At 68.0% G+C, this 16,428-nt stretch carries 20 protein-coding genes; 13 read left to right on the forward strand and 7 right to left on the reverse strand.

The window, feature by feature from the left end; genetic code table 11:
• Window positions 1–166: 166 nt before the first annotated feature.
• Window positions 167–961, reverse strand: a complete 795-nt coding sequence (locus EOHIBHHM_RS08165) for a molybdopterin synthase (RefSeq protein WP_497256354.1) — start codon at window positions 959–961, stop codon at window positions 167–169.
• A 125-nt stretch (window positions 962–1,086) separates the two neighbouring features.
• On the opposite strand from EOHIBHHM_RS08165, the gene pyrH reads away from it, so the two are divergent.
• Complete coding sequence (gene pyrH / locus EOHIBHHM_RS08170; RefSeq protein WP_497256356.1) at window positions 1,087–1,806, forward strand: UMP kinase; 720 nt, start codon at window positions 1,087–1,089, stop codon at window positions 1,804–1,806.
• Window positions 1,803–3,491: a lysine--tRNA ligase gene (lysS, locus tag EOHIBHHM_RS08175; protein ID WP_497256358.1), complete on the forward strand. Its 1,689-nt coding sequence runs from the start codon at window positions 1,803–1,805 to the stop codon at window positions 3,489–3,491. Before pyrH ends, lysS begins: the two co-directional genes overlap by 4 nt.
• A gap of 37 nt (window positions 3,492–3,528) precedes the next feature.
• Here the strand turns inward: lysS and EOHIBHHM_RS08180 are convergent, their stop codons facing one another.
• Window positions 3,529–4,080 carry an LURP-one-related family protein gene (locus EOHIBHHM_RS08180; protein WP_497256360.1) on the reverse strand — a complete coding sequence of 184 codons (552 nt, stop codon included), beginning with the start codon at window positions 4,078–4,080 and terminating at the stop codon, window positions 3,529–3,531.
• Between the two features lie 159 nt (window positions 4,081–4,239).
• Between EOHIBHHM_RS08180 and EOHIBHHM_RS08185 the strand changes: the two genes are divergently transcribed.
• From EOHIBHHM_RS08185 to EOHIBHHM_RS08200, 4 genes are all read left to right on the forward strand, one after another.
• Window positions 4,240–4,449 (forward strand): hypothetical protein, encoded by a 210-nt coding sequence (locus tag EOHIBHHM_RS08185; RefSeq protein ID WP_497256362.1) that lies wholly within the window; start codon window positions 4,240–4,242, stop codon window positions 4,447–4,449.
• Window positions 4,450–4,514: 65 nt separating this feature from the next.
• Window positions 4,515–6,326 carry a site-2 protease family protein gene (locus EOHIBHHM_RS08190; RefSeq protein WP_497256364.1) on the forward strand — a complete coding sequence of 604 codons (1,812 nt, stop codon included), beginning with the start codon at window positions 4,515–4,517 and terminating at the stop codon, window positions 6,324–6,326.
• Between the two features lie 40 nt (window positions 6,327–6,366).
• Window positions 6,367–6,837 carry a pyruvoyl-dependent arginine decarboxylase gene (locus EOHIBHHM_RS08195; protein ID WP_497256366.1) on the forward strand — a complete coding sequence of 157 codons (471 nt, stop codon included), beginning with the start codon at window positions 6,367–6,369 and terminating at the stop codon, window positions 6,835–6,837.
• Window positions 6,838–6,914: 77 nt separating this feature from the next.
• Window positions 6,915–7,298 (forward strand): DUF5811 family protein, encoded by a 384-nt coding sequence (locus tag EOHIBHHM_RS08200; protein ID WP_497256368.1) that lies wholly within the window; start codon window positions 6,915–6,917, stop codon window positions 7,296–7,298.
• 134 nt (window positions 7,299–7,432) lie between these two features.
• Here the strand turns inward: EOHIBHHM_RS08200 and EOHIBHHM_RS08205 are convergent, their stop codons facing one another.
• Both EOHIBHHM_RS08205 and infB read right to left on the reverse strand, forming a co-directional pair.
• Window positions 7,433–7,600 (reverse strand): DUF8015 family protein, encoded by a 168-nt coding sequence (locus EOHIBHHM_RS08205; protein ID WP_497256370.1) that lies wholly within the window; start codon window positions 7,598–7,600, stop codon window positions 7,433–7,435.
• A 160-nt stretch (window positions 7,601–7,760) separates the two neighbouring features.
• Entirely contained in the window at window positions 7,761–9,563 is a 1,803-nt protein-coding gene (gene infB / locus EOHIBHHM_RS08210) for a translation initiation factor IF-2 (RefSeq protein WP_497256372.1), read from the reverse strand.
• A 167-nt stretch (window positions 9,564–9,730) separates the two neighbouring features.
• On the opposite strand from infB, the gene EOHIBHHM_RS08215 reads away from it, so the two are divergent.
• The 3 genes from EOHIBHHM_RS08215 to EOHIBHHM_RS08225 are packed head-to-tail and all read left to right on the forward strand — an operon-like array spanning window position 9,731 to window position 10,669.
• On the forward strand, window positions 9,731–9,979 hold the full coding sequence (locus EOHIBHHM_RS08215) for a PRC-barrel domain-containing protein (protein WP_497256374.1): 249 nt from the start codon (window positions 9,731–9,733) through the stop codon (window positions 9,977–9,979).
• A 5-nt stretch (window positions 9,980–9,984) separates the two neighbouring features.
• On the forward strand, window positions 9,985–10,443 hold the full coding sequence (locus tag EOHIBHHM_RS08220; RefSeq protein ID WP_497256376.1) for an NOB1 family endonuclease: 459 nt from the start codon (window positions 9,985–9,987) through the stop codon (window positions 10,441–10,443).
• Window positions 10,444–10,450: 7 nt separating this feature from the next.
• Window positions 10,451–10,669 carry a hypothetical protein gene (locus tag EOHIBHHM_RS08225; RefSeq protein WP_497256378.1) on the forward strand — a complete coding sequence of 73 codons (219 nt, stop codon included), beginning with the start codon at window positions 10,451–10,453 and terminating at the stop codon, window positions 10,667–10,669.
• Here EOHIBHHM_RS08225 and EOHIBHHM_RS08230 read toward each other — a convergent pair.
• Window positions 10,666–11,400: a CPBP family intramembrane glutamic endopeptidase gene (locus tag EOHIBHHM_RS08230; RefSeq protein WP_497256380.1), complete on the reverse strand. Its 735-nt coding sequence runs from the start codon at window positions 11,398–11,400 to the stop codon at window positions 10,666–10,668. The two genes, EOHIBHHM_RS08225 and EOHIBHHM_RS08230, sit on opposite strands and share 4 nt — an antisense overlap.
• 182 nt (window positions 11,401–11,582) lie before the next feature.
• Between EOHIBHHM_RS08230 and EOHIBHHM_RS08235 the strand changes: the two genes are divergently transcribed.
• Together EOHIBHHM_RS08235 and EOHIBHHM_RS08240 are read left to right on the forward strand one after the other, a co-directional pair.
• Window positions 11,583–13,007 carry an FAD-binding oxidoreductase gene (locus EOHIBHHM_RS08235; protein WP_497256953.1) on the forward strand — a complete coding sequence of 475 codons (1,425 nt, stop codon included), beginning with the start codon at window positions 11,583–11,585 and terminating at the stop codon, window positions 13,005–13,007.
• 89 nt (window positions 13,008–13,096) lie between these two features.
• Window positions 13,097–13,384 (forward strand): hypothetical protein, encoded by a 288-nt coding sequence (locus EOHIBHHM_RS08240; RefSeq protein ID WP_497256382.1) that lies wholly within the window; start codon window positions 13,097–13,099, stop codon window positions 13,382–13,384.
• Window positions 13,385–13,428: 44 nt separating this feature from the next.
• On the opposite strand, the gene EOHIBHHM_RS08245 is transcribed toward EOHIBHHM_RS08240, so the two are convergent.
• Window positions 13,429–14,715 carry a phosphoglucose isomerase-related protein gene (locus tag EOHIBHHM_RS08245; RefSeq protein WP_497256384.1) on the reverse strand — a complete coding sequence of 429 codons (1,287 nt, stop codon included), beginning with the start codon at window positions 14,713–14,715 and terminating at the stop codon, window positions 13,429–13,431.
• A 142-nt stretch (window positions 14,716–14,857) separates the two neighbouring features.
• On the opposite strand from EOHIBHHM_RS08245, the gene EOHIBHHM_RS08250 reads away from it, so the two are divergent.
• Both EOHIBHHM_RS08250 and EOHIBHHM_RS08255 read left to right on the forward strand, forming a co-directional pair.
• Complete coding sequence (locus tag EOHIBHHM_RS08250) at window positions 14,858–15,400, forward strand: DUF8056 family protein (protein WP_497256386.1); 543 nt, start codon at window positions 14,858–14,860, stop codon at window positions 15,398–15,400.
• A 141-nt stretch (window positions 15,401–15,541) separates the two neighbouring features.
• Window positions 15,542–16,030, forward strand: a complete 489-nt coding sequence (locus EOHIBHHM_RS08255) for a DUF5812 family protein (RefSeq protein WP_497256388.1) — start codon at window positions 15,542–15,544, stop codon at window positions 16,028–16,030.
• Window positions 16,031–16,053: 23 nt separating this feature from the next.
• Here the strand turns inward: EOHIBHHM_RS08255 and EOHIBHHM_RS08260 are convergent, their stop codons facing one another.
• Complete coding sequence (locus EOHIBHHM_RS08260) at window positions 16,054–16,377, reverse strand: DUF7968 family protein (RefSeq protein ID WP_497256390.1); 324 nt, start codon at window positions 16,375–16,377, stop codon at window positions 16,054–16,056.
• Window positions 16,378–16,428: the final 51 nt, after the last annotated feature.

Here is a 16,428-nt window from a genome sequence, read left to right on the forward strand (position 1 = left end):
TCTACCCGAGTGTCGAGATGTTCAGAACGCATCTCCCGGCGGGTTTGACCGCAGAATCAGCGATGATACCGCCAGAGCGAGCCCCCGATCGGGGGTTGGGCGACCCACGCGCACGGCAGTTCGGTCGAACGCGTCTGACGAGTGTCTTGCGGCCGGACGGCGGTGACTACTGGCGGTCGTGGACCCAGAACTCCTCGTCGACCGTCGTCTCCTTCTTGAAGATGGGGACCTCGTCCTTCAACCGGTTGATGCCGTCCTCGACCGCGCGGAACGACTCGGTTCGGTGCCCCGCGAGCACGACGACGAAGACGATGTCCTCGCCGTCCTCGATGACGCCGGTCCGGTGGTGCATGACGACCTCCTCGACGCCCTCGCGGGCGGTCAGTTCCTCGCTGATGGTCGCCATCCTGTCTTCGGCGACGCCCTCGTACTTCTCGAAGGCGAGGTGCGTCGTCCGCGAGTCGTCGTCGTTCTCCTTCGCACGCACGCGCCCGGTGAACGTCGCGATGGCACCGGCGCGGTCCGCGCGCGGCGACTGTTTCACCTGCTCGACGAGCGTCTCGAGGGTGACGTACGGTTCAGCGTCGTCCGCGTGGCGGGCCAGCGCGTCGAGGTCGGCGCCGTCGACCGAGTCGACGGTTTCGACCACGTCGCCGCGGACTTCGGTCCCCTCGTCGCCGACGACGACGGCCGGCGCGCGCGCCTCGGGGAACCCCGAGAGGAGCGCGTAGTCGTACTCGACTGCGAGCGCGTCGAGCAGGTCGCCGAGCGAGCGGTGCTCGCCCGCACCGACCCACGCGCCGTCGTCGCCGAGGCCGAACGAGCCGTCGACGCCGTCGGCGTCCGCCCCGTCCCTCCGCTCGGGGAGGCGTTCGACCGTCGCTACACGTCCGTCGAGTCGCGGGGCCAGGCGCTCTGCGAGCCGGTCGGCCGCCGGCCCGACGATGGAGAGTGTCTGCATGTGTCGAAGGCGGCGACGGAGGGGCTTTAGTGTTGCCTCGGCTCGAGTCGGTCAGCCTGTCAGCCAACCACACGACTTCCTCGACTTGATAACTCTTAAGCCCGAATCCCGGCAACTCCGGTGCAATGAGAGTCGTGATTTCTATCGGTGGCAGTGTGCTCGCGCCGGAGCTCGACCCCGGCCGCGTCGAGGGCCACGCGGCCGTCGTCGAGTCGCTCGCTCGCGAAGGCTGTGAACTCGGCGTCGTCGTCGGCGGCGGCGGCGTCGCCCGCGAGTACATCGGGGCCGCCCGCGAACTCGGTGCCAACGAGGTCCAACTCGACCAGATCGGAATCGACGTCACCCGCATCAACGCGCGGTTGCTCATCGCCGCGCTCGGGTCGGGCGTCGACCCGAAGGTCGCAGAGAACTACGAGGCCGCTGGCGACGCCATCCGTCGCGGCGACGTCAGCGTGATGGGTGGCGTGATGCCCGGCCAGACGACCGACGCGGTCGCCGCCGCGCTCGCCGAGTACGTCAGCGCCGACCTGCTCGTCTACGCGACAGGGGCAAACGGCGTCTACGACGCCGACCCGAACACCAACCCCGAGGCCGTGAAGTTCGACGAGATGACGCCGACCGAACTGGTCGACATCGTGGTGCCGATGAGCCGCGACGCGGGGTCGTCCGCGCCGGTCGACCTGCTGGCGACGAAGCTCATCGAACGCGCGGGGATGCGGACCATCGTCCTCGACGGCAACGATCCGAGTCGCGTCGAGGCCGCGGTGCTCCACGGTGAGCACGACGGTACCGACGTCATCCCCGAGGGGAGCGGTGCCGAACCGAGCTACTGGGCCCAGCGATGAGCGCCGAGGACAGCCCCCAGTCGACCGATACGAACCGTGCGCAGACGACCGGTGCCGACACCGTCGACCCCAACGAGGGCGGCGACGACCACCGCGTCTTCTGGGCCGACGAGATGGCCGACCGGATCGAGGCGCGCGACCCCGAGGAGCCGATCGTCGTCAAGGGTGGCGTCTCTCCCTCCGGCATCCCGCATCTCGGGCACTTCAACGAGATCCTCCGCGGCTTCTTCGTCGCGGAGGTGCTGCGCGAGCGCGGCTACGAGGTCCGACAGGTGTTCACGAGCGACGACAAGGACGCACTCCGGAAGGTGCCCCGACAGCTCGCCGACGCCGACTGGAACATCGTCGGCCTCGGCGACGTCGACGCCGGTGCACTCGGGCGCAACCTCGGGAAACCCTACACCGACATCCCGGACCCCTTCGGCGATCACGACTCCTACGGTGCCCACTTCACCGACCTGCTCCACCAGAGCGCGGAGATGCTCGACGTCCCCGTCGAGATGCTGTCGAACACCGACCTCTACGCCGACGGGACGTTCGACGAGGTCGTCCGGTACGTCCTCGAACACCGCCAGGAGGCCCGCGAACTGCTCGCGAACTACCAAGACGGGATCGACGAGGACTACGTCCCGTTCCAGGCGCAGTGTTCGGAGTGCGGCGTCCTGACGACGAACATCACGGGCGTCGACCTCGAGGCGGAGACGGTCGACTACGTCTGTGAAGGCCTCGAAGCGGGTGGCCAGCAGATCGACGGCTGCGGTCACGAGGGGACGGCGACGTTCCGCGAGGGGAAACTGCCGTGGCGCTTCGAGTGGCCCGGCCAGTGGCAGGTGCTCGGCGTCGACTTCGAACCGTTCGGCAAGGACCACGCCGAGGGGTCGTGGCCCTCGGGGAAGGACATCGCCGAGAACTTCCTGCACATCCGTGCGCCCGTCCCGATGACCTACGAGTGGTTCACGCTCAACGGGGAGGCGCTCTCCTCGTCGTCTGGCAACGTCGTCACCGTCCACGAGGTGCTGGAGCTCTTGGAGCCGGAGGTGCTGCGCTACTTCTTCGTCCGCAATCCGAAGAAGGCCAAGGACTTCGACGTCTCGCGGCTGGACCAGTTGGTCGACGAGTTCGACCGCTTCGAGGCCATCCACTTCGGCGAGGTCGCCGACGAGAGCCTGAAGCCGCTGGCCGACCGCGCGTACCCCTTCACGGTCGACGACGTCCGCGAGGACCGCGTCCGACTCCCCTACACGTTCGCGGCCGTCCTCGGGATGACCGACGACGAGGACCTCCGCGAGCAGATGGCGCGAAACGAGGGGCACATCACCGACGACACCCCCGAGTGGGCCATCGAAGAGGCGATGAAGCGTGTCGAGAAGGCCCGCAACTGGGCCGAACGCCTCGACAACGAGTACAACTACCGCCTGCAGGTCGACCTTCCGCACACTGACTTCGACGACGACGTCGCGGCCGCGCTCGACGAACTCGCCGACTTCGTCGCCGACGGTCACTCCGGCGAGGAGATCCAGGGCGAGATCTACGAGACGGCGAAGCGACACGACGTCGCCACCGGCGACTTCTTCCAGGCCGGCTACCGGCTGTTCTTCGACGCGACGCAGGGGCCGCGACTCGGCACGTTCCTCGGCGAACTCGACTCCGCGTTCGTCGTGAAGCGACTGCGCCGCGAGGAGTAGACGACCTCCGACTGCGCTCTCGCCCTCTCGCCGCGTCTCAGTTCTCCTCGATGGCGTCGATGACGACCGTACCGATGACGGCGAGTCGAGGGTCCAACTCACCGTCGCCGCTCAGGTCGATCGTGTATCGGTCGCGAACGGGGGTGAACTGCTCGGAGATCGTCCCGAGTCGTTCGCCGTTCGGTCCTTCGACGTCGTAGGAGAAGGGGATGAGCGTCGTGACGTTCCGGCGGAGAACTGCCCGGAGCCAACTGTCCTCTTTGACCGTCGCGACCACGGTCCCGTCGGGGTCGACGAGGGCGTACTCGTGTTTGAAGAAGGACTTGACGCTGCGCTTGACCGACCCGATGCGGTCGCCCGTCCGACTGTCGACGACGTCGTAGCTGGCGGCGACGTCGATGACGCTGTCGGCCTTCACGCGGAAGCGCTCCTCGCCGGTTTCGGGGTCGTCGAACCGGAAGTCCTCCTTCAGTCGGAACTTCTTCTGTGCGGACTCGAGGATCGGGTCGTCGGTCCCCTCCTCGTACACGTTGTACTTGTCGCCGATGCGGAGTTTCTGACGGACCTCGTATCGGTTGGCGTCGAACACACGCTGTCGTTGCTGGCAGTCGAACATAGCTGCTTTGGGCACACGGCGTAGTTTTATGTCGGCGTCTCCCTTACTACGCCTGTTCAGGTCAGCGGGGCCTGACAGGGCGGGTCGAACCACGCGCCACCACGACGCGCGGCAGCCGACCACGAGACCGTCATGCAACTCACTCACTACATCCGACAGTCGTCCGACGAGGAGCGCGAGGCCGAGACGACCCCCGGTCGTCGACGCGGCCGGTATCTCCTCGTCGGCGGTGCCGTGCTCGCAGTCGCCGCGCTCGCACGTCGTCGGCGACGACGTCGCCGCGACGAACGGGAGATGGTCACCATCGAGATCAGAGACGAACCGGCGACGCCGGGACGCTGACGTCCGGCGTCGCCGAACTCTCGTAACCCGAACGCCTTTTGCGCACCGAGCCCTCAATTCGCCCAATGAATCCGCTGCTCTGGGTACTCGCAGGTGTCCTTCTGTACTCAGTCGTCGCAGTCTCGCTGCAGTCTCGTGGGTTGATTCCGAACTCCGTCCGCATCCAGGGACCGCTCACGACGATCCACACGAAGCGTGGCCGGGCGTTCCTCGATTGGCTCGCACGGCCGAGACGCTTCTGGCGCGCGTGGAGCAACGTCGGCGTCGGCGTCGCGCTCGTCGTCATGGTCGGGTCGTTCTTCCTCTTCCTGCAGGCGGCCATCCAGACCGTCCGGAGCCCCCAGCCGACGGCGATCAACCAACCGCGGAACTTCCTCGTCATCCCCGGCGTCAACGACTTCCTCCCGCTGTCGATGGCTCCCGAGATCGTCTTCGGGCTGCTCGTCGGCCTCGTCGTCCACGAGGGTGGCCACGGGTTGCTCTGTCGCGTCGAGAACATCGACATCGAGTCGATGGGCGTCGTTCTCTTGACGATCCTGCCGATCGGCGCGTTCGTCGAACCGGACGAAGAGAGCCAACGAAAGGCCAACCGCGGTGCCCGCACGCGGATGTTCGCGGCGGGCGTGACCAACAACTTCGTCGTCACCATCCTCGCGTTCGCGCTCCTGTTCGGCCCGGTCGTCGGCGCCATCGGCGTCGCCCCGGGCGTCGCCGTGGCCGGTTCCTACGAGGGGTCGCCCGCTTCGGAGGCCGGCATCGGCGGCGGCGACCGAATCGTCGGCGTCGGCGGACAGGAAGTCGAAAACGAGTCGGCGTTCGACGCCGCCTGGGCGGAGGCCGAGGGGCAGTCGGTGACGCTCTCGGTCGCCGGTTCCGAGGGAGAGACCCGGGAGGTGACCGTCGAACGCTCGCTCGTGATCGTCGGCACCATCGGCGGCAACCCGGCGAACCTCACTATCGACCAGAACGACGACCCCGTGACGGTCCGGTCGGTCAACGGAACGCAGGTGTCGACGGAGGCAGCGTTCCGCGAGGCGGTCGGCAACGACACGTTCGCTCGCATCGAGACGTCGCGCGGGACGCAGGTCATCCCCGTCGGCGCGTACGTGACGGGCACACAGGAGAACCAGCCGATGGCCGAGGCGATGGGCGCCGAGGGCGACGACCCCAACGGGAGTTTCGTCGTCACCCGAATCGGCGGTGAACGGGTCACCTCGTCGGAGGATCTGAGTCGCGTCCTCGAGGGGTACTCGGGCGGTGACACGGTCGACGTCGAGGCGGTCGTCGACGGCGAACGCCGGACGTACACCGTGACGTTCGACTCGGAGCGCGAGGACGCGTTCCTGGGAGTGAACCTCTTCTCGGGGACGAGCGGCCTCTCGTTGACCGATCTGGGCATCCAGAGCTACCCCGCCTCGACGTATCTCGCGCTGTTGGGCGGTGACACCGAGGCGGACGCCCTCTCCGGGCCGCTCACCTCGACGATCGACACGTTCCGCGGGCTCGCGTTCGTCGCGCTCATCCTCCCGCTGGCGAGCGTCTTCGGCCTCCCGTACAACTTCCCCGGCTTCACCCCCGAGGTGATGAACTTCTTCGTGGTCGAGGGGCCGCTCGCCGCGCTCGGCGGTGGGGTGTTCCTCGCGGCGAACCTGCTGTTCTGGACCGCCTGGATCAACCTCCAACTCGGGCTGTTCAACTGCATCCCCGGCTACCCGCTCGACGGCGGTCGGATCATGCGGACCAGCGTGGAGGCGATCGTCTCGCGGCTCCCCGTCAGCGACCCCTACCCCATCGTCCGCACCATCACCACCTCTATCGGCGTGACGATGCTGGCGGCGCTCGTCCTGATGGTGTTCGGGCCGCAGCTGTTGGCCTGAATCCGTAACCGCTTCTTGTCCCCGCCTCCGTTCTCCAGTAATGAGCACCATCTACGTCGTCAGTGGGTCGGCCACGGCTCCCACGGCGATGGCTTCCTACGACGCCGCGCTCGCGGCGGCGAATATCCACAACTACAACCTGGTCGCCGTCTCGTCGGTGATCCCGGCCGACGCGACGGTCGAGGCGGTCGGCTCCGCCCCCGACCTCGGCCCCGCGGGCAACCGCCTGACCGTCGTCGAGGCACGAGCGACGACGGGCGAGGCGGGGACCGTCAGCGCGGGGCTCGGCTGGACGACCGGTGACGGGCCGGGGCTGTTCTACGAGGCCAGCGGCACCGACCCCGAGGCCGTCGAGTCCGCCGTCCGCGAGGGGCTCGACGCCGGTCGCGACCTCAGAGAGTGGTCGTTCGACGACGAGACGGTCGCCGTGACGACCGCAGACGCCGACGGCGAGGGGTACACCACCGCGCTCACGATCGCCGCCTACGGGCAGAGCGAGCCGATCCTCTGACGGTCGAACAGCGGCGATTTCAACGTCCTCCGACGGGTTTATACACGCCGTTCGCATAGTGCTGGTAGCATCTCCTTATGAATGGAAACAATCCGTATGCGGGTGCCCCGGGTGTCGTCGAGGCCGGTCAACCGTCGCAGGACGTCGAACTCACGCTCGACCAGAAACGGATGCTTCGTCGCGCCGTCGCCGGCATCGTCGCCCAGACCCGGACCTATCTCCCCGATAGCTACGCTATCGGCTCTGAGCTCTCTTACGGGTCGAACGGGCCGGAGGCGACTGTCGCGGTCCACCCGCCGGCGGGTCACCCTGTCAGCGCCGGCTTCACGCCGGACCTCGACGATCTCGAGTCGGGTCTCGACGACGACGACCGCCGCGAGGTCGCCCGCGGACTCGCCGCCAGCGCGGCGCTGCAGGTGATGAACGCCGTCGGCGACGGCGTCGCACAGACCGCCCGCTAGACGGGGTTCCTCCCCGACCCGTTCGTCTCACGATTTTCTACGACCGGCCAGCGACCGCTGTCGACAGCGTCGACGGCGCCGTCGCTTGCTGACGTGCGTGTACGGCGAGTCGAGCGAAGGAGTGTCCGTCGCGACTACGGCGCGTCGTCACGTTCTCGCCCGGATTCGTCGAGCGTCTCCGGCGTGTCGACGAACAGCCCGTAGCCGACGACGAGTGCGGACGGGAGCCCACCGGCACCGGCGCCGATGGCCGTCGGCACCGACGTCAGCAACCCGCCCACGGCGCCGACCGCGAGTGGCACCGGGAGCACCTAACATGAGATCGTACCGCGAGACGGTTTCGGGGTCTGTGCGACCGGTCGAGAACGCGTCCCGCACGCTCATCTGTGCGTTCCTCCGGCCATCGCTACTCGACGATCGGTAAAATGGATTACTGCCGTGGGCGACTCTCGTGGACCGAGGTCACTTCCCCCAGAAGGGGTCGCGGCGGCGGTGTTTGTCGAGGTAGCTCTGCAGCGCCTCGAGTTCGTCGCCCGGGATCTCCCCCGAGAGCTCCTGTTCGAGGATCTTCGCGTGTTTCTCGGGGAGGTCGATCCAGAGTTCGTCGCCCTCCTCGATCTGTCGACCGACGGTCGGCCCGTCGATGGCGACGCTGACGCGCTTGCCGGCGCGGGCCTGCTTGACGTCCTCGCCCTGCTCTTGGATGCCGTTGAGTTGGCCGACGCGCGTCGGTTCGTTCCCCTCCCACTTGACGACGTACTGGTTGTTTTTGAGCGTCCCCGCGAGCACCTCGACGCCGACGACGGCGGGGTTGTTCTGCCGGAAGACGTGATCCTCGAGGATGCGGAACCGGCACGGCCGGACGATCTTGTCGAGGACGGTCTCCTGCTGGGCGCGCTTGCGCTCCGTGACGAACTCGTCGTAGTCGTCGATGAGCTGGTAGATGACGTCGTGGCTGAACAGGCGGACGTCGGAGTGCTCGAGGTCCTCCTCGGCGTCGGGGAGCACGTCGACGTTGAACCCGAGGATCACCTTGTGTTCGTCCTCGCGGGCCGTCCCCGCGATGGAGACGTCACGCGGGGCGACGTCGCCGACCTCCGCACGGAGGATCGGCACCTCGGCCTCCTGCAACGCGTTGGCCATCGCCTCCAGCGACCCGAGCGTGTCGGCCTTGACGACGACGCCCTGCTCTTCGGTGTCGACCTCGATGCCGGCGAGTTCGGCTTCGACCTCCTCGATCACCGCGTCGACGTCGCGGTCGCGGACGACGCGGACCGGCGCGCCGGCCATTGCGTCTTCGAGGTCGGGGGCGGCGATCTTGATCCCCGTCGCCGCCGACACCTGATCGACGCGGTCGAACCGCTTCTCCGTCCGGATCTCGGCGTTCGGTCGGGGTTGGAGCAGCGCTCGGACCTCCGTCACGATGGGGCCGTTCGCGCCGCCGACGACGATGGTCTCGTCCTCTCGGACCGTCCCGTCGTAGAGGACGACGTCGAGCGTCGCCCCGAACCCGCGTTCCTCCTTCACCTCGAGCACCGTCCCCTTGCCGGGGCCGGCGACGTCGATCTCCATCTCCGCTTTCATGTAGCGCTGGGAGAGCCCCATCAGGACGGCCAGCAGGTCCGGAATCCCCTCGCCGGTCATCGCCGAGAGGGGGACGACGCCGATGTTCTTCGTGAAGTTCTGGACGCGCCAGTAGAGGTCCGCCGAGAACCCCTCGTCGGAGAGGTTGCCGATGATCTCGTAGAGGTTCTCGTCGAGGCGCTGGCGGGCCTGTTTGCTCTGTGCCTCGTAGGTCTGCTGGATCGGTTCGCCCTCCTGTGGGTTCCACCCCGGCGTCGTGTCGATCTTGTTCGCGGCGACGATGAACGGCGTCCCCGTCCGCTTGAGGATGTCGATGGCTTCCAGCGTCTGTGGCTGGAAGCCGTCGTTGACGTCGACGACGAGGACGGCGATGTCCGCGAGCGCCCCGCCGCGCGAGCGGAGCGTCGTGAAGGAGTGGTGCCCCGGCGTGTCGATGAACAGCAGTCCGGGCAGGTCGAAGTCGTCGGGGTCGACGAGACTCCCCGCCATCTGCGAGACGGTGTCGAGCGGCACTGCGGTCGCGCCGATGTGTTGTGTGATGGCACCGGCCTCGCCCTCGCTGACGGCCGAGCCGCGGATCTTGTCGAGCAGTGTGGTCTTCCCGTGGTCGACGTGGCCGAGGACGGCGACGATGGGTGTGCGTAACGTTCCTGTTTGGTCGTGTGTATCTGTGTCCGACATCGAAAATCACCCGGGAGAAGTTCTCTTGTGTGAGTTGAGCGGTGGATTGTAGTTAAGTCTTTCAACTCGGCGGGAGCACGTCGGGGGCGGTCGCAGCGCCGTCGACCGGCGGACGACCGTCAGACGCGCCCCGTGGCGTTTATGTGAGGCCACACGAATACCGAAGCATGGCCGACATACTCGCCGAGAACCTCTCCGGTAAGGCCGTCATGGGCTCTGACGGCACCGAGCTGGGGATGCTGTACAACATCACGATGAACCTGAAGTCAGGCGAACTCCGCGATCTCGTGGTCGAACCGCACGAGGGAGAGCTCGCACCGAGTCAGTCCTCGTTCGACACCGACGAAGACGGGCACTTCCGCGTCCCCGTCGGTCGCGTGCAGGCAGTCAAGGATTACATCGTCGTCCAGCGCTAAGGTAGATGCACGTTCTCGATTCTTCCGCGTTCATCCACGAGTATCACACCAACAACGAGACGGCGTCGATCCCGATGGTCCAGTCGGAGCTCGAAGGCGAACACGCCTTCCGCTTCGACGCGATGGAAGGTGCCGGGATGCACATCCACATCCCCGCCGAGGGAACCGTCGAGAAGGTCGTCCGCGCCGCGGGCGAGACCGGCGACGCCGACGTGCTCTCCGACACCGACATCCGTCTCGTCGCCGCCGCCTTCGAACTCTCGGGGACGCTCGTCACCGACGACTACGCGATGCAGAACGTCGCGAACCACCTCGGCGTCACCGTCGAGGCCATCGCACAGGACGGCATCAGCGAACAGCGCGACTGGAAGTTCCAGTGTTCCGGCTGTGGTCGCGAGTTCGACGACCAGAAGGAGCGGTGTCCCATCTGCGGGAGCGACCTCTCGCGGAAGAACCCGGCCTGACCACTCGATGGACGCCGACGAGCCGGTCGAGGGGGACGACGGCCACTCGGAGAGCGATGCACTCACCGGCTGGCGCATCGCGGGTCTCGGGATGGTGCTCGTCGGCATCCCCTACCTCGTCTCGCTCCCGGGACTCGTCGACGGGCTGTTCTCGCTCGTCGGACTGGGCTGTCTCGTCTGGGGGTGGTACCGACTCTTCCAGACGCGGCGCCGCGACCGGAACTAGAGCACGCCGGTCAGCGTCGCGTACTGCGAGACGAACTGCACCGCGTTGAACAGGCCGTGGACCACGATGGGGACGACGATGTTGTCGGTCAGCTCGTAGAGCGCGCCGAGCAGCGCCCCGAGCGCGAAGATGATGGCGATCGTCGTGAACTGTCCGTCGCCGAGCAGTGACGGCAGATGGATGGACGCGAAGATGAGACTCGCACCGACGATGCCGACGACGGGGCCGTAGGCGCGGCGGATCGTCCCCTGGACGATACCCCGGAAGATGAGCTCCTCGGTCGGGCCGACGAGGAGGATGGTGACGGGGACGAGATACAGCAGGTAGGCGGGGTTCTGTCGCCCGTTCGCGACGATCTGGCTCTCGGCCGTACTGACACCGAGCAGACTGCTGACGACGCTGAGCACGTAGAGCGTCCCGAAGAGCGTCACGAGCCCGCCGACCATCCACCCGACGTCCCGCAACGTGGGGACGCGCCAGCGGATGAGTTCCCAGTCGTCGCGGAGCGCGAGATAGGCCGCGACGGCGATGCCGAAGCCGACGAACTGGAAGGCGCTGCGCATCGCGCGCGGCCCCGGTTCGGTCAGCACGAACCCGAGCGATCGGAGCAGTTCGACACCCAGCGAGACGGAGAGCACCGCGACCAGATACGCGCCGGCGACGGCGCTCACGACCGCACCGACGGTCTGGAGGTGGAGGCGCCACCCAGCCGAGGAGACGTCAGTTCCCATTGACTCGGCGGAGATAGACGTCCCCGGCGAATAGATGCACCGATTACGGAGACGACTCAGGGACGGAGACGACCGCTCGGTCTGCCGGAACGTTCGAGGTGGCGAACGGGACGTTCTGCCGCCGAAGAACGCGTGATTATCTCTCCGGCCGACGTAGCTCCTCACGGTGATTTGGCGTGTCTATCGACGAATCGGGAGAGAGAGGAGCAACGCCCGGTGAACGAGGAGGGTCCCTCGCCGACAGTCTCGAGGGACGGGTCGCGGGGCAACTCGTCCGCCCCGGCGACGCCGAGTACGACGAGGCACGATCCGTCTGGAACGGTCTGATCGACCGTCACCCGGCCGCGATCGTCCGGTGTACCGGCACCGCCGACGTCGTCGCCTGCGTCGACGTCGCTCGCGAACACGGAGCGCCCATCGCGGTCCGCGGCGGCGGTCACAACGTCGCGGGGACGGCGGTCTGCGACGACGGGATCGTCGTCGACTGCGCTGCGATGCGCGGCGTCTGGGTCGATTCCGACGCTCGACGCGTCAGGGTCCAGGCGGGTGCGACGCTGGCGGACGTCGACCGCGAGACCCAACTGTTCGGCCTCGCGGTCCCGCTCGGGGTCGTCTCCGACACGGGCGTCGCGGGACTGACGCTCGGCGGCGGGTTCGGCCACCTCAGTCGGTCCTACGGGCTGTCGTGTGACGCGCTCCGGTCGGCGGACGTCGTCACCGCAGACGGCGACGTCCTGACTGCGAGCGCCGAGGAGCATCCCGACCTGTTCTGGGCGCTCCGCGGGGGCGGCGGCAACTTCGGCGTCGTGACGAGTTTCGAGTTCGAGGCGTACCCGGTGGGTCCCGAGGTGATGGCGTGCTTCGTCGTCCACCCCGCCGAGAACGCGCCGGAGCTGTTCCGCAAGTACCGGACGTTCTGTGCGGACGCCCCCGACGAGGTCGGCCTGCTCGCGTTCACGATGTGGATTCCGGACGACGAGCTGTTCCCCGAGGACGCCCGCGGTAAACCCGGCGTCGGCTTCCTCGGATCGTACGTCGGTCCCACCGACGAGGGGGAGGAGGCGTTCGAACCTGTCCGCGCGTTCGACACGCCGCTCGCGGACTTCAGCGGCGTGATGCCCTTCACCGAGCTACAGCAGATGCTCGACGAGGACTACCCGGACGGTCGCCGCTACTACTGGAAGTCGCTGTACCTCTCGGGGCTCACCGACGAGGCGATCGAGACCATCGTCGACGCCGCCCGACGGGCACCGTCGAAGCTCTCGACGGTCGACGTCTGGCAGCTCGGCGGAGCCATCTCCCGCGTCGACGACGACGCGACCGCCATCGGCTGGCGCGACGTGCCCCACATGCTCGGTATCGAGGCGAACTGGGACGACCCGGCCGACGACGAGGCAAACGTCGAGTGGGCGCGGACGCTCTGGTCGGCGATGCAGGCGTACTCGCCCGGTGGGCTGTACGTCAACTTCCCCGGCTTCGGCGAGGAGGGCGACGACCTCGTGCGGGCGGCCTACGGCGACAACTACGAGCGGCTCGCCGCCGTGAAAGCCCGGTACGACCCGGAGAACCTGTTCCGGTCGAACCAGAACGTCAAACCGTCGACGTAGTCGGGGTCTGAGCGCTCGCGGTCGGCGCGAGACGACCAGACCGAACCTGCCACAGCGGCTATACGTCCGCTCGCCGAACGCGACACACGATGGCACACCCCGAGACAGAGACGCTCGACCGACGACGACTGCTCGCGCTAGTCGGCGGGACGGCCGTGACGATCCCGCTGGCCGGCTGTGCCTCGCCCGGTGAAGGTGGCGAGGGCGGCGAAGAGGGAGAGGACGGAGAGGGTGGCGAAGGTGGAGAAGGCGAGGACGGCGAAGGTGGAGAAGGCGAGGGCGGCGAAGGAGAGAACGGTGGCGGAGGTGGCGAAGCGGAGGACGACAGTCTGGACGGCGCGCACGTCGGTACCGAACTCGACGCCGACGCCGCGTAGCGACCGTCTCGTCGCTGTGACGCCGTGTCGCCGACGTGACGCGACTACTCGATCTCCAACCGGCGCTTGTCGCTGACGGCGTCGGCCTCCTCGAAGTCGCCGCCGCCGAGCAGGCCGCGGGCGGCCTTCTTCCCCCACTCGACGGCGGGTTGGGTGAACGTCGAGACGGTGTCGAGTTCGCCGTAGAGCACGCAGGCGGCCTCCATCCCGTAGAGCAGTTCGCCGAGACCCCGCTCGTCGACGCGGTCGATCTCGACGCGGACGTTCGGACAGTCGGCCGCGGCGAGCGAGGCCTCCGTCGCCTCGAACTCGGCGTCGAGCAGGTCGCCGAGCGACGACCCGCCGAGATACGAGAGACCGTCGAGGTCCGTCTCGGGAATCGGCGTGTCCTCTTTCTCTCGCGGTCGGACGAGCGTCACGAGTTTGTCGCGCGGGCCGGCGCGGTACAGCTGGAGCTGTGAGTGCTGGTCGGTCGCGCCGAGTGCACGGGCGGGCGTCTGACCGACGCCGTCCTTCCCGAGGCTCTCGGCCCACAGTTGGGCGAACCACTCGGCGAAGTACTCTAAGGACTCGGCGTAGGGCATCATCGCGTTGATCGAGGCGCCACGGCGGTCGAGCGCGTAGGTCGTCGCGCCGTAGGCGTAGGCGGGCGACTCGAACAGCGACTCCGAGAGGCGGTCGGCCTCGTCGGCGGCGCCCGCCAGGAGGGCGTCGAGGTCGTGACCCTGGATGGCGGCGACGGCCATCCCGACCGTCGACAGCGCCGAGAAGCGCCCCGGGACGCCGTCCGGGACGGGAAGCGCCGGCAGGTCGTGTTTGTTCGCGAGGTCGCGGAGGTTCCCCTCCTCGCCCGTCGTGACGAAGGTGCGGTCGGTCCAGTCGACGCCCGCCGAGTCCATGGCGTCGCGGACGACGAGGAAGTTCGCGAGCGTCTCGGCGGTCGTCCCCGACCGCGAGACGACGTTGACGACGGTGTCGTCCAGCGGGAGGTCGGCGAGAAGCCCAGAGACCCACTCGGGGTCGACGTTGTCGAGGTAGTAGGCGTCGACGTCGGAGTCGAGCGCCTCGGAGATCGTCGCCGCACCGAGCGCGCTGCCACCGATGCCGACCGTCAGGACGGCCTCGGGGTCTTCGAACCGCGAGACCGCGTTCCGGATCTCGTCGGGGTCGGTCGTCTCCGGCAGATTGAGCGCGGCGTAGCCGTGCTCGCTGTCGGCGCGACCCTGCTCGATGCGTTCGTGGGCGTCGGCGACGCGGCCGTCCAGTCGCTCCAGCGCCTCGCGGGAGACGCCGGGTGTCGTACCGAGCGCGTTGCCGAGGTCGACGTACATGGATGAACGCGCGCAGGGTGGGAGTAAAGGCGTTGTCCCTGTCGCCCGTCGGAGGGGAGCTGTCGTCGTCAGTCGCCTGCCGACACCGCGTTCGAACGCCCGAATCGGGCAGTTTAATCACACCAAGCCCCAACCTCGACCAATGGCAGACGGCTATCGGGGACTGTTCGGGGCGTTCCCCTACGCGTTCGGGCGGACCGACTCCCGGCTGTTCAAGTCGTACGTGCTCGTCGGGGGTCTCGCCGCGGCGCTGCTCTCGCTCTTCGTCGCGCTCAGCCTGGTCGTCCTCATCGGGCAGACCGCGAGCATCCAGGGCGGGTCGTTGACGCTCTCGCGCTCCTTCTACGCCGTCGTCGGCCTGTTTCTCGTCGCGCCGGCCGTCGCGCCCGTCCTCTTGGTCGCACGTCGCCACCGCCGAGCGTTGGCGGCCGACGCCGGGGCGCGCTACGACCAGCTGCTCGCCGTCGCCGGCTACGTGTTCATCGCCTCGCTGTACGTCGGCCTCGTCGTCTCGGTGCCGGAGTGTTTCACGCTCGACGGCGAGCAGGTGTGTCGCGGCCAGCCGACCGGGCTGTTCGCGCCCGTCGTCTCGGTGCTCTACGCGCTCCCGCAGGCGGCCGCCGTCCTCCCGCCGGCGCTCGCGGGAGGACTCATCTGGCTCGTCCACCGCACGGTCGGCGAGTGAGGTCGACCGCACGTCGACCTAACCTCGACCGCACGTCAACCGAGCGTCGTCGATACACCCCGTCGCGACGCCCCGTGTGAGCGTCTCCCGCACCGCCCGCGCGACGAAACCGGCAAAAGGACAGACGGAGTAGAGCGTCCAATGACCGACGAGCCGACGGAAGACGAACGGAAGGAGAGCACGTTCCTCGTCACGGCGGCCGACGACGAGTCGGCCGTCCTCCGCGACGTCCACGACGGGCAGGTCCACACGCTGTCGACGAACCCCGGCGTCGAGGTCCACGACGCCGTCACGGGGACGGTCGCACCCGACCCGCCGATGAACGTCTCGTGGCAACTGATCGAGATCGAGCGTCGCTGGACGATCGCCATCGAGCGGAACGACGAGTCGCCGACCGCCCACGTCAAAGAGCTCGCCGCCGCCCAGGAGACCGGCAGCCTCCACCGGGAGGAACGGGCGGGGACGGGCGAGATTCACGTCCTGACGGTCCCCGAGGAGCAGACTGAGCAGGCCGTCGACGACGTCGCGGACGACGTCGAATCGACGCTCAGCCGAGCCGCCCGCCTCGGCGTGAACCGCGTCGAGATCCGGTGGGCTCCCGGCGTGGTGAGCGTCCGCTACATGCCCTGAACCGTCGGTGAGGCGGGTCGTCTTCAGCGCTCCTCGGGACCAGCGGCGCTCTGAACTCGCCACCCGCCTTCCATCTTCGCGTCGCGCTCGACGAACTCGATCTCGGTGTCCGGTCCCATCTCGTCGCCGCCGTCGACGGCCTCGACGCGGAACGGGACGTCGAGCGTGTTGCCGCAGCAGCCGACGTCGGCGAACTCCTCGAACTCCGTGCCGACGGAGACGTCGCCGACCGTCTTGCGCAGATAGTTGACGTAACGACTGCTCGTCACCTGGTCGCGACCCCACCGGCTCAGTTCGGCGGGGTAGGAGAGGACGACGCGCGTGGCCGTGCCGGTGTTCGTGCTCATGTCGAGACGTTGGCCTCCCACGCCCAAATGTCTCTCGTCGCGGGCGGCGGA

It is taken from the genome of Halogranum roseipondis, from assembly GCF_059695585.1.

Excerpts from the sequence above, each read along its gene's own strand:
- EOHIBHHM_RS08165 (WP_497256354.1), bottom strand. The coding sequence starts at position 961 with ATGCAGACACTCTCCATCGTCGGGCCGGCGGCCGACCGGCTCGCAGAG.
- pyrH (WP_497256356.1), top strand. The coding sequence starts at position 1,087 with ATGAGAGTCGTGATTTCTATCGGTGGCAGTGTGCTCGCGCCGGAGCTC.
- lysS (WP_497256358.1), top strand. The coding sequence starts at position 1,803 with ATGAGCGCCGAGGACAGCCCCCAGTCGACCGATACGAACCGTGCGCAG.
- EOHIBHHM_RS08185 (WP_497256362.1), top strand. The coding sequence starts at position 4,240 with ATGCAACTCACTCACTACATCCGACAGTCGTCCGACGAGGAGCGCGAG.
- EOHIBHHM_RS08190 (WP_497256364.1), top strand. The coding sequence starts at position 4,515 with ATGAATCCGCTGCTCTGGGTACTCGCAGGTGTCCTTCTGTACTCAGTC.
- EOHIBHHM_RS08195 (WP_497256366.1), top strand. The coding sequence starts at position 6,367 with ATGAGCACCATCTACGTCGTCAGTGGGTCGGCCACGGCTCCCACGGCG.
- EOHIBHHM_RS08200 (WP_497256368.1), top strand. The coding sequence starts at position 6,915 with ATGAATGGAAACAATCCGTATGCGGGTGCCCCGGGTGTCGTCGAGGCC.
- infB (WP_497256372.1), bottom strand. The coding sequence starts at position 9,563 with ATGTCGGACACAGATACACACGACCAAACAGGAACGTTACGCACACCC.
- EOHIBHHM_RS08215 (WP_497256374.1), top strand. The coding sequence starts at position 9,731 with ATGGCCGACATACTCGCCGAGAACCTCTCCGGTAAGGCCGTCATGGGC.
- EOHIBHHM_RS08220 (WP_497256376.1), top strand. The coding sequence starts at position 9,985 with ATGCACGTTCTCGATTCTTCCGCGTTCATCCACGAGTATCACACCAAC.
- EOHIBHHM_RS08225 (WP_497256378.1), top strand. The coding sequence starts at position 10,451 with ATGGACGCCGACGAGCCGGTCGAGGGGGACGACGGCCACTCGGAGAGC.
- EOHIBHHM_RS08230 (WP_497256380.1), bottom strand. The coding sequence starts at position 11,400 with ATGGGAACTGACGTCTCCTCGGCTGGGTGGCGCCTCCACCTCCAGACC.
- EOHIBHHM_RS08240 (WP_497256382.1), top strand. The coding sequence starts at position 13,097 with ATGGCACACCCCGAGACAGAGACGCTCGACCGACGACGACTGCTCGCG.
- EOHIBHHM_RS08245 (WP_497256384.1), bottom strand. The coding sequence starts at position 14,715 with ATGTACGTCGACCTCGGCAACGCGCTCGGTACGACACCCGGCGTCTCC.
- EOHIBHHM_RS08250 (WP_497256386.1), top strand. The coding sequence starts at position 14,858 with ATGGCAGACGGCTATCGGGGACTGTTCGGGGCGTTCCCCTACGCGTTC.
- EOHIBHHM_RS08255 (WP_497256388.1), top strand. The coding sequence starts at position 15,542 with ATGACCGACGAGCCGACGGAAGACGAACGGAAGGAGAGCACGTTCCTC.
- EOHIBHHM_RS08260 (WP_497256390.1), bottom strand. The coding sequence starts at position 16,377 with ATGAGCACGAACACCGGCACGGCCACGCGCGTCGTCCTCTCCTACCCC.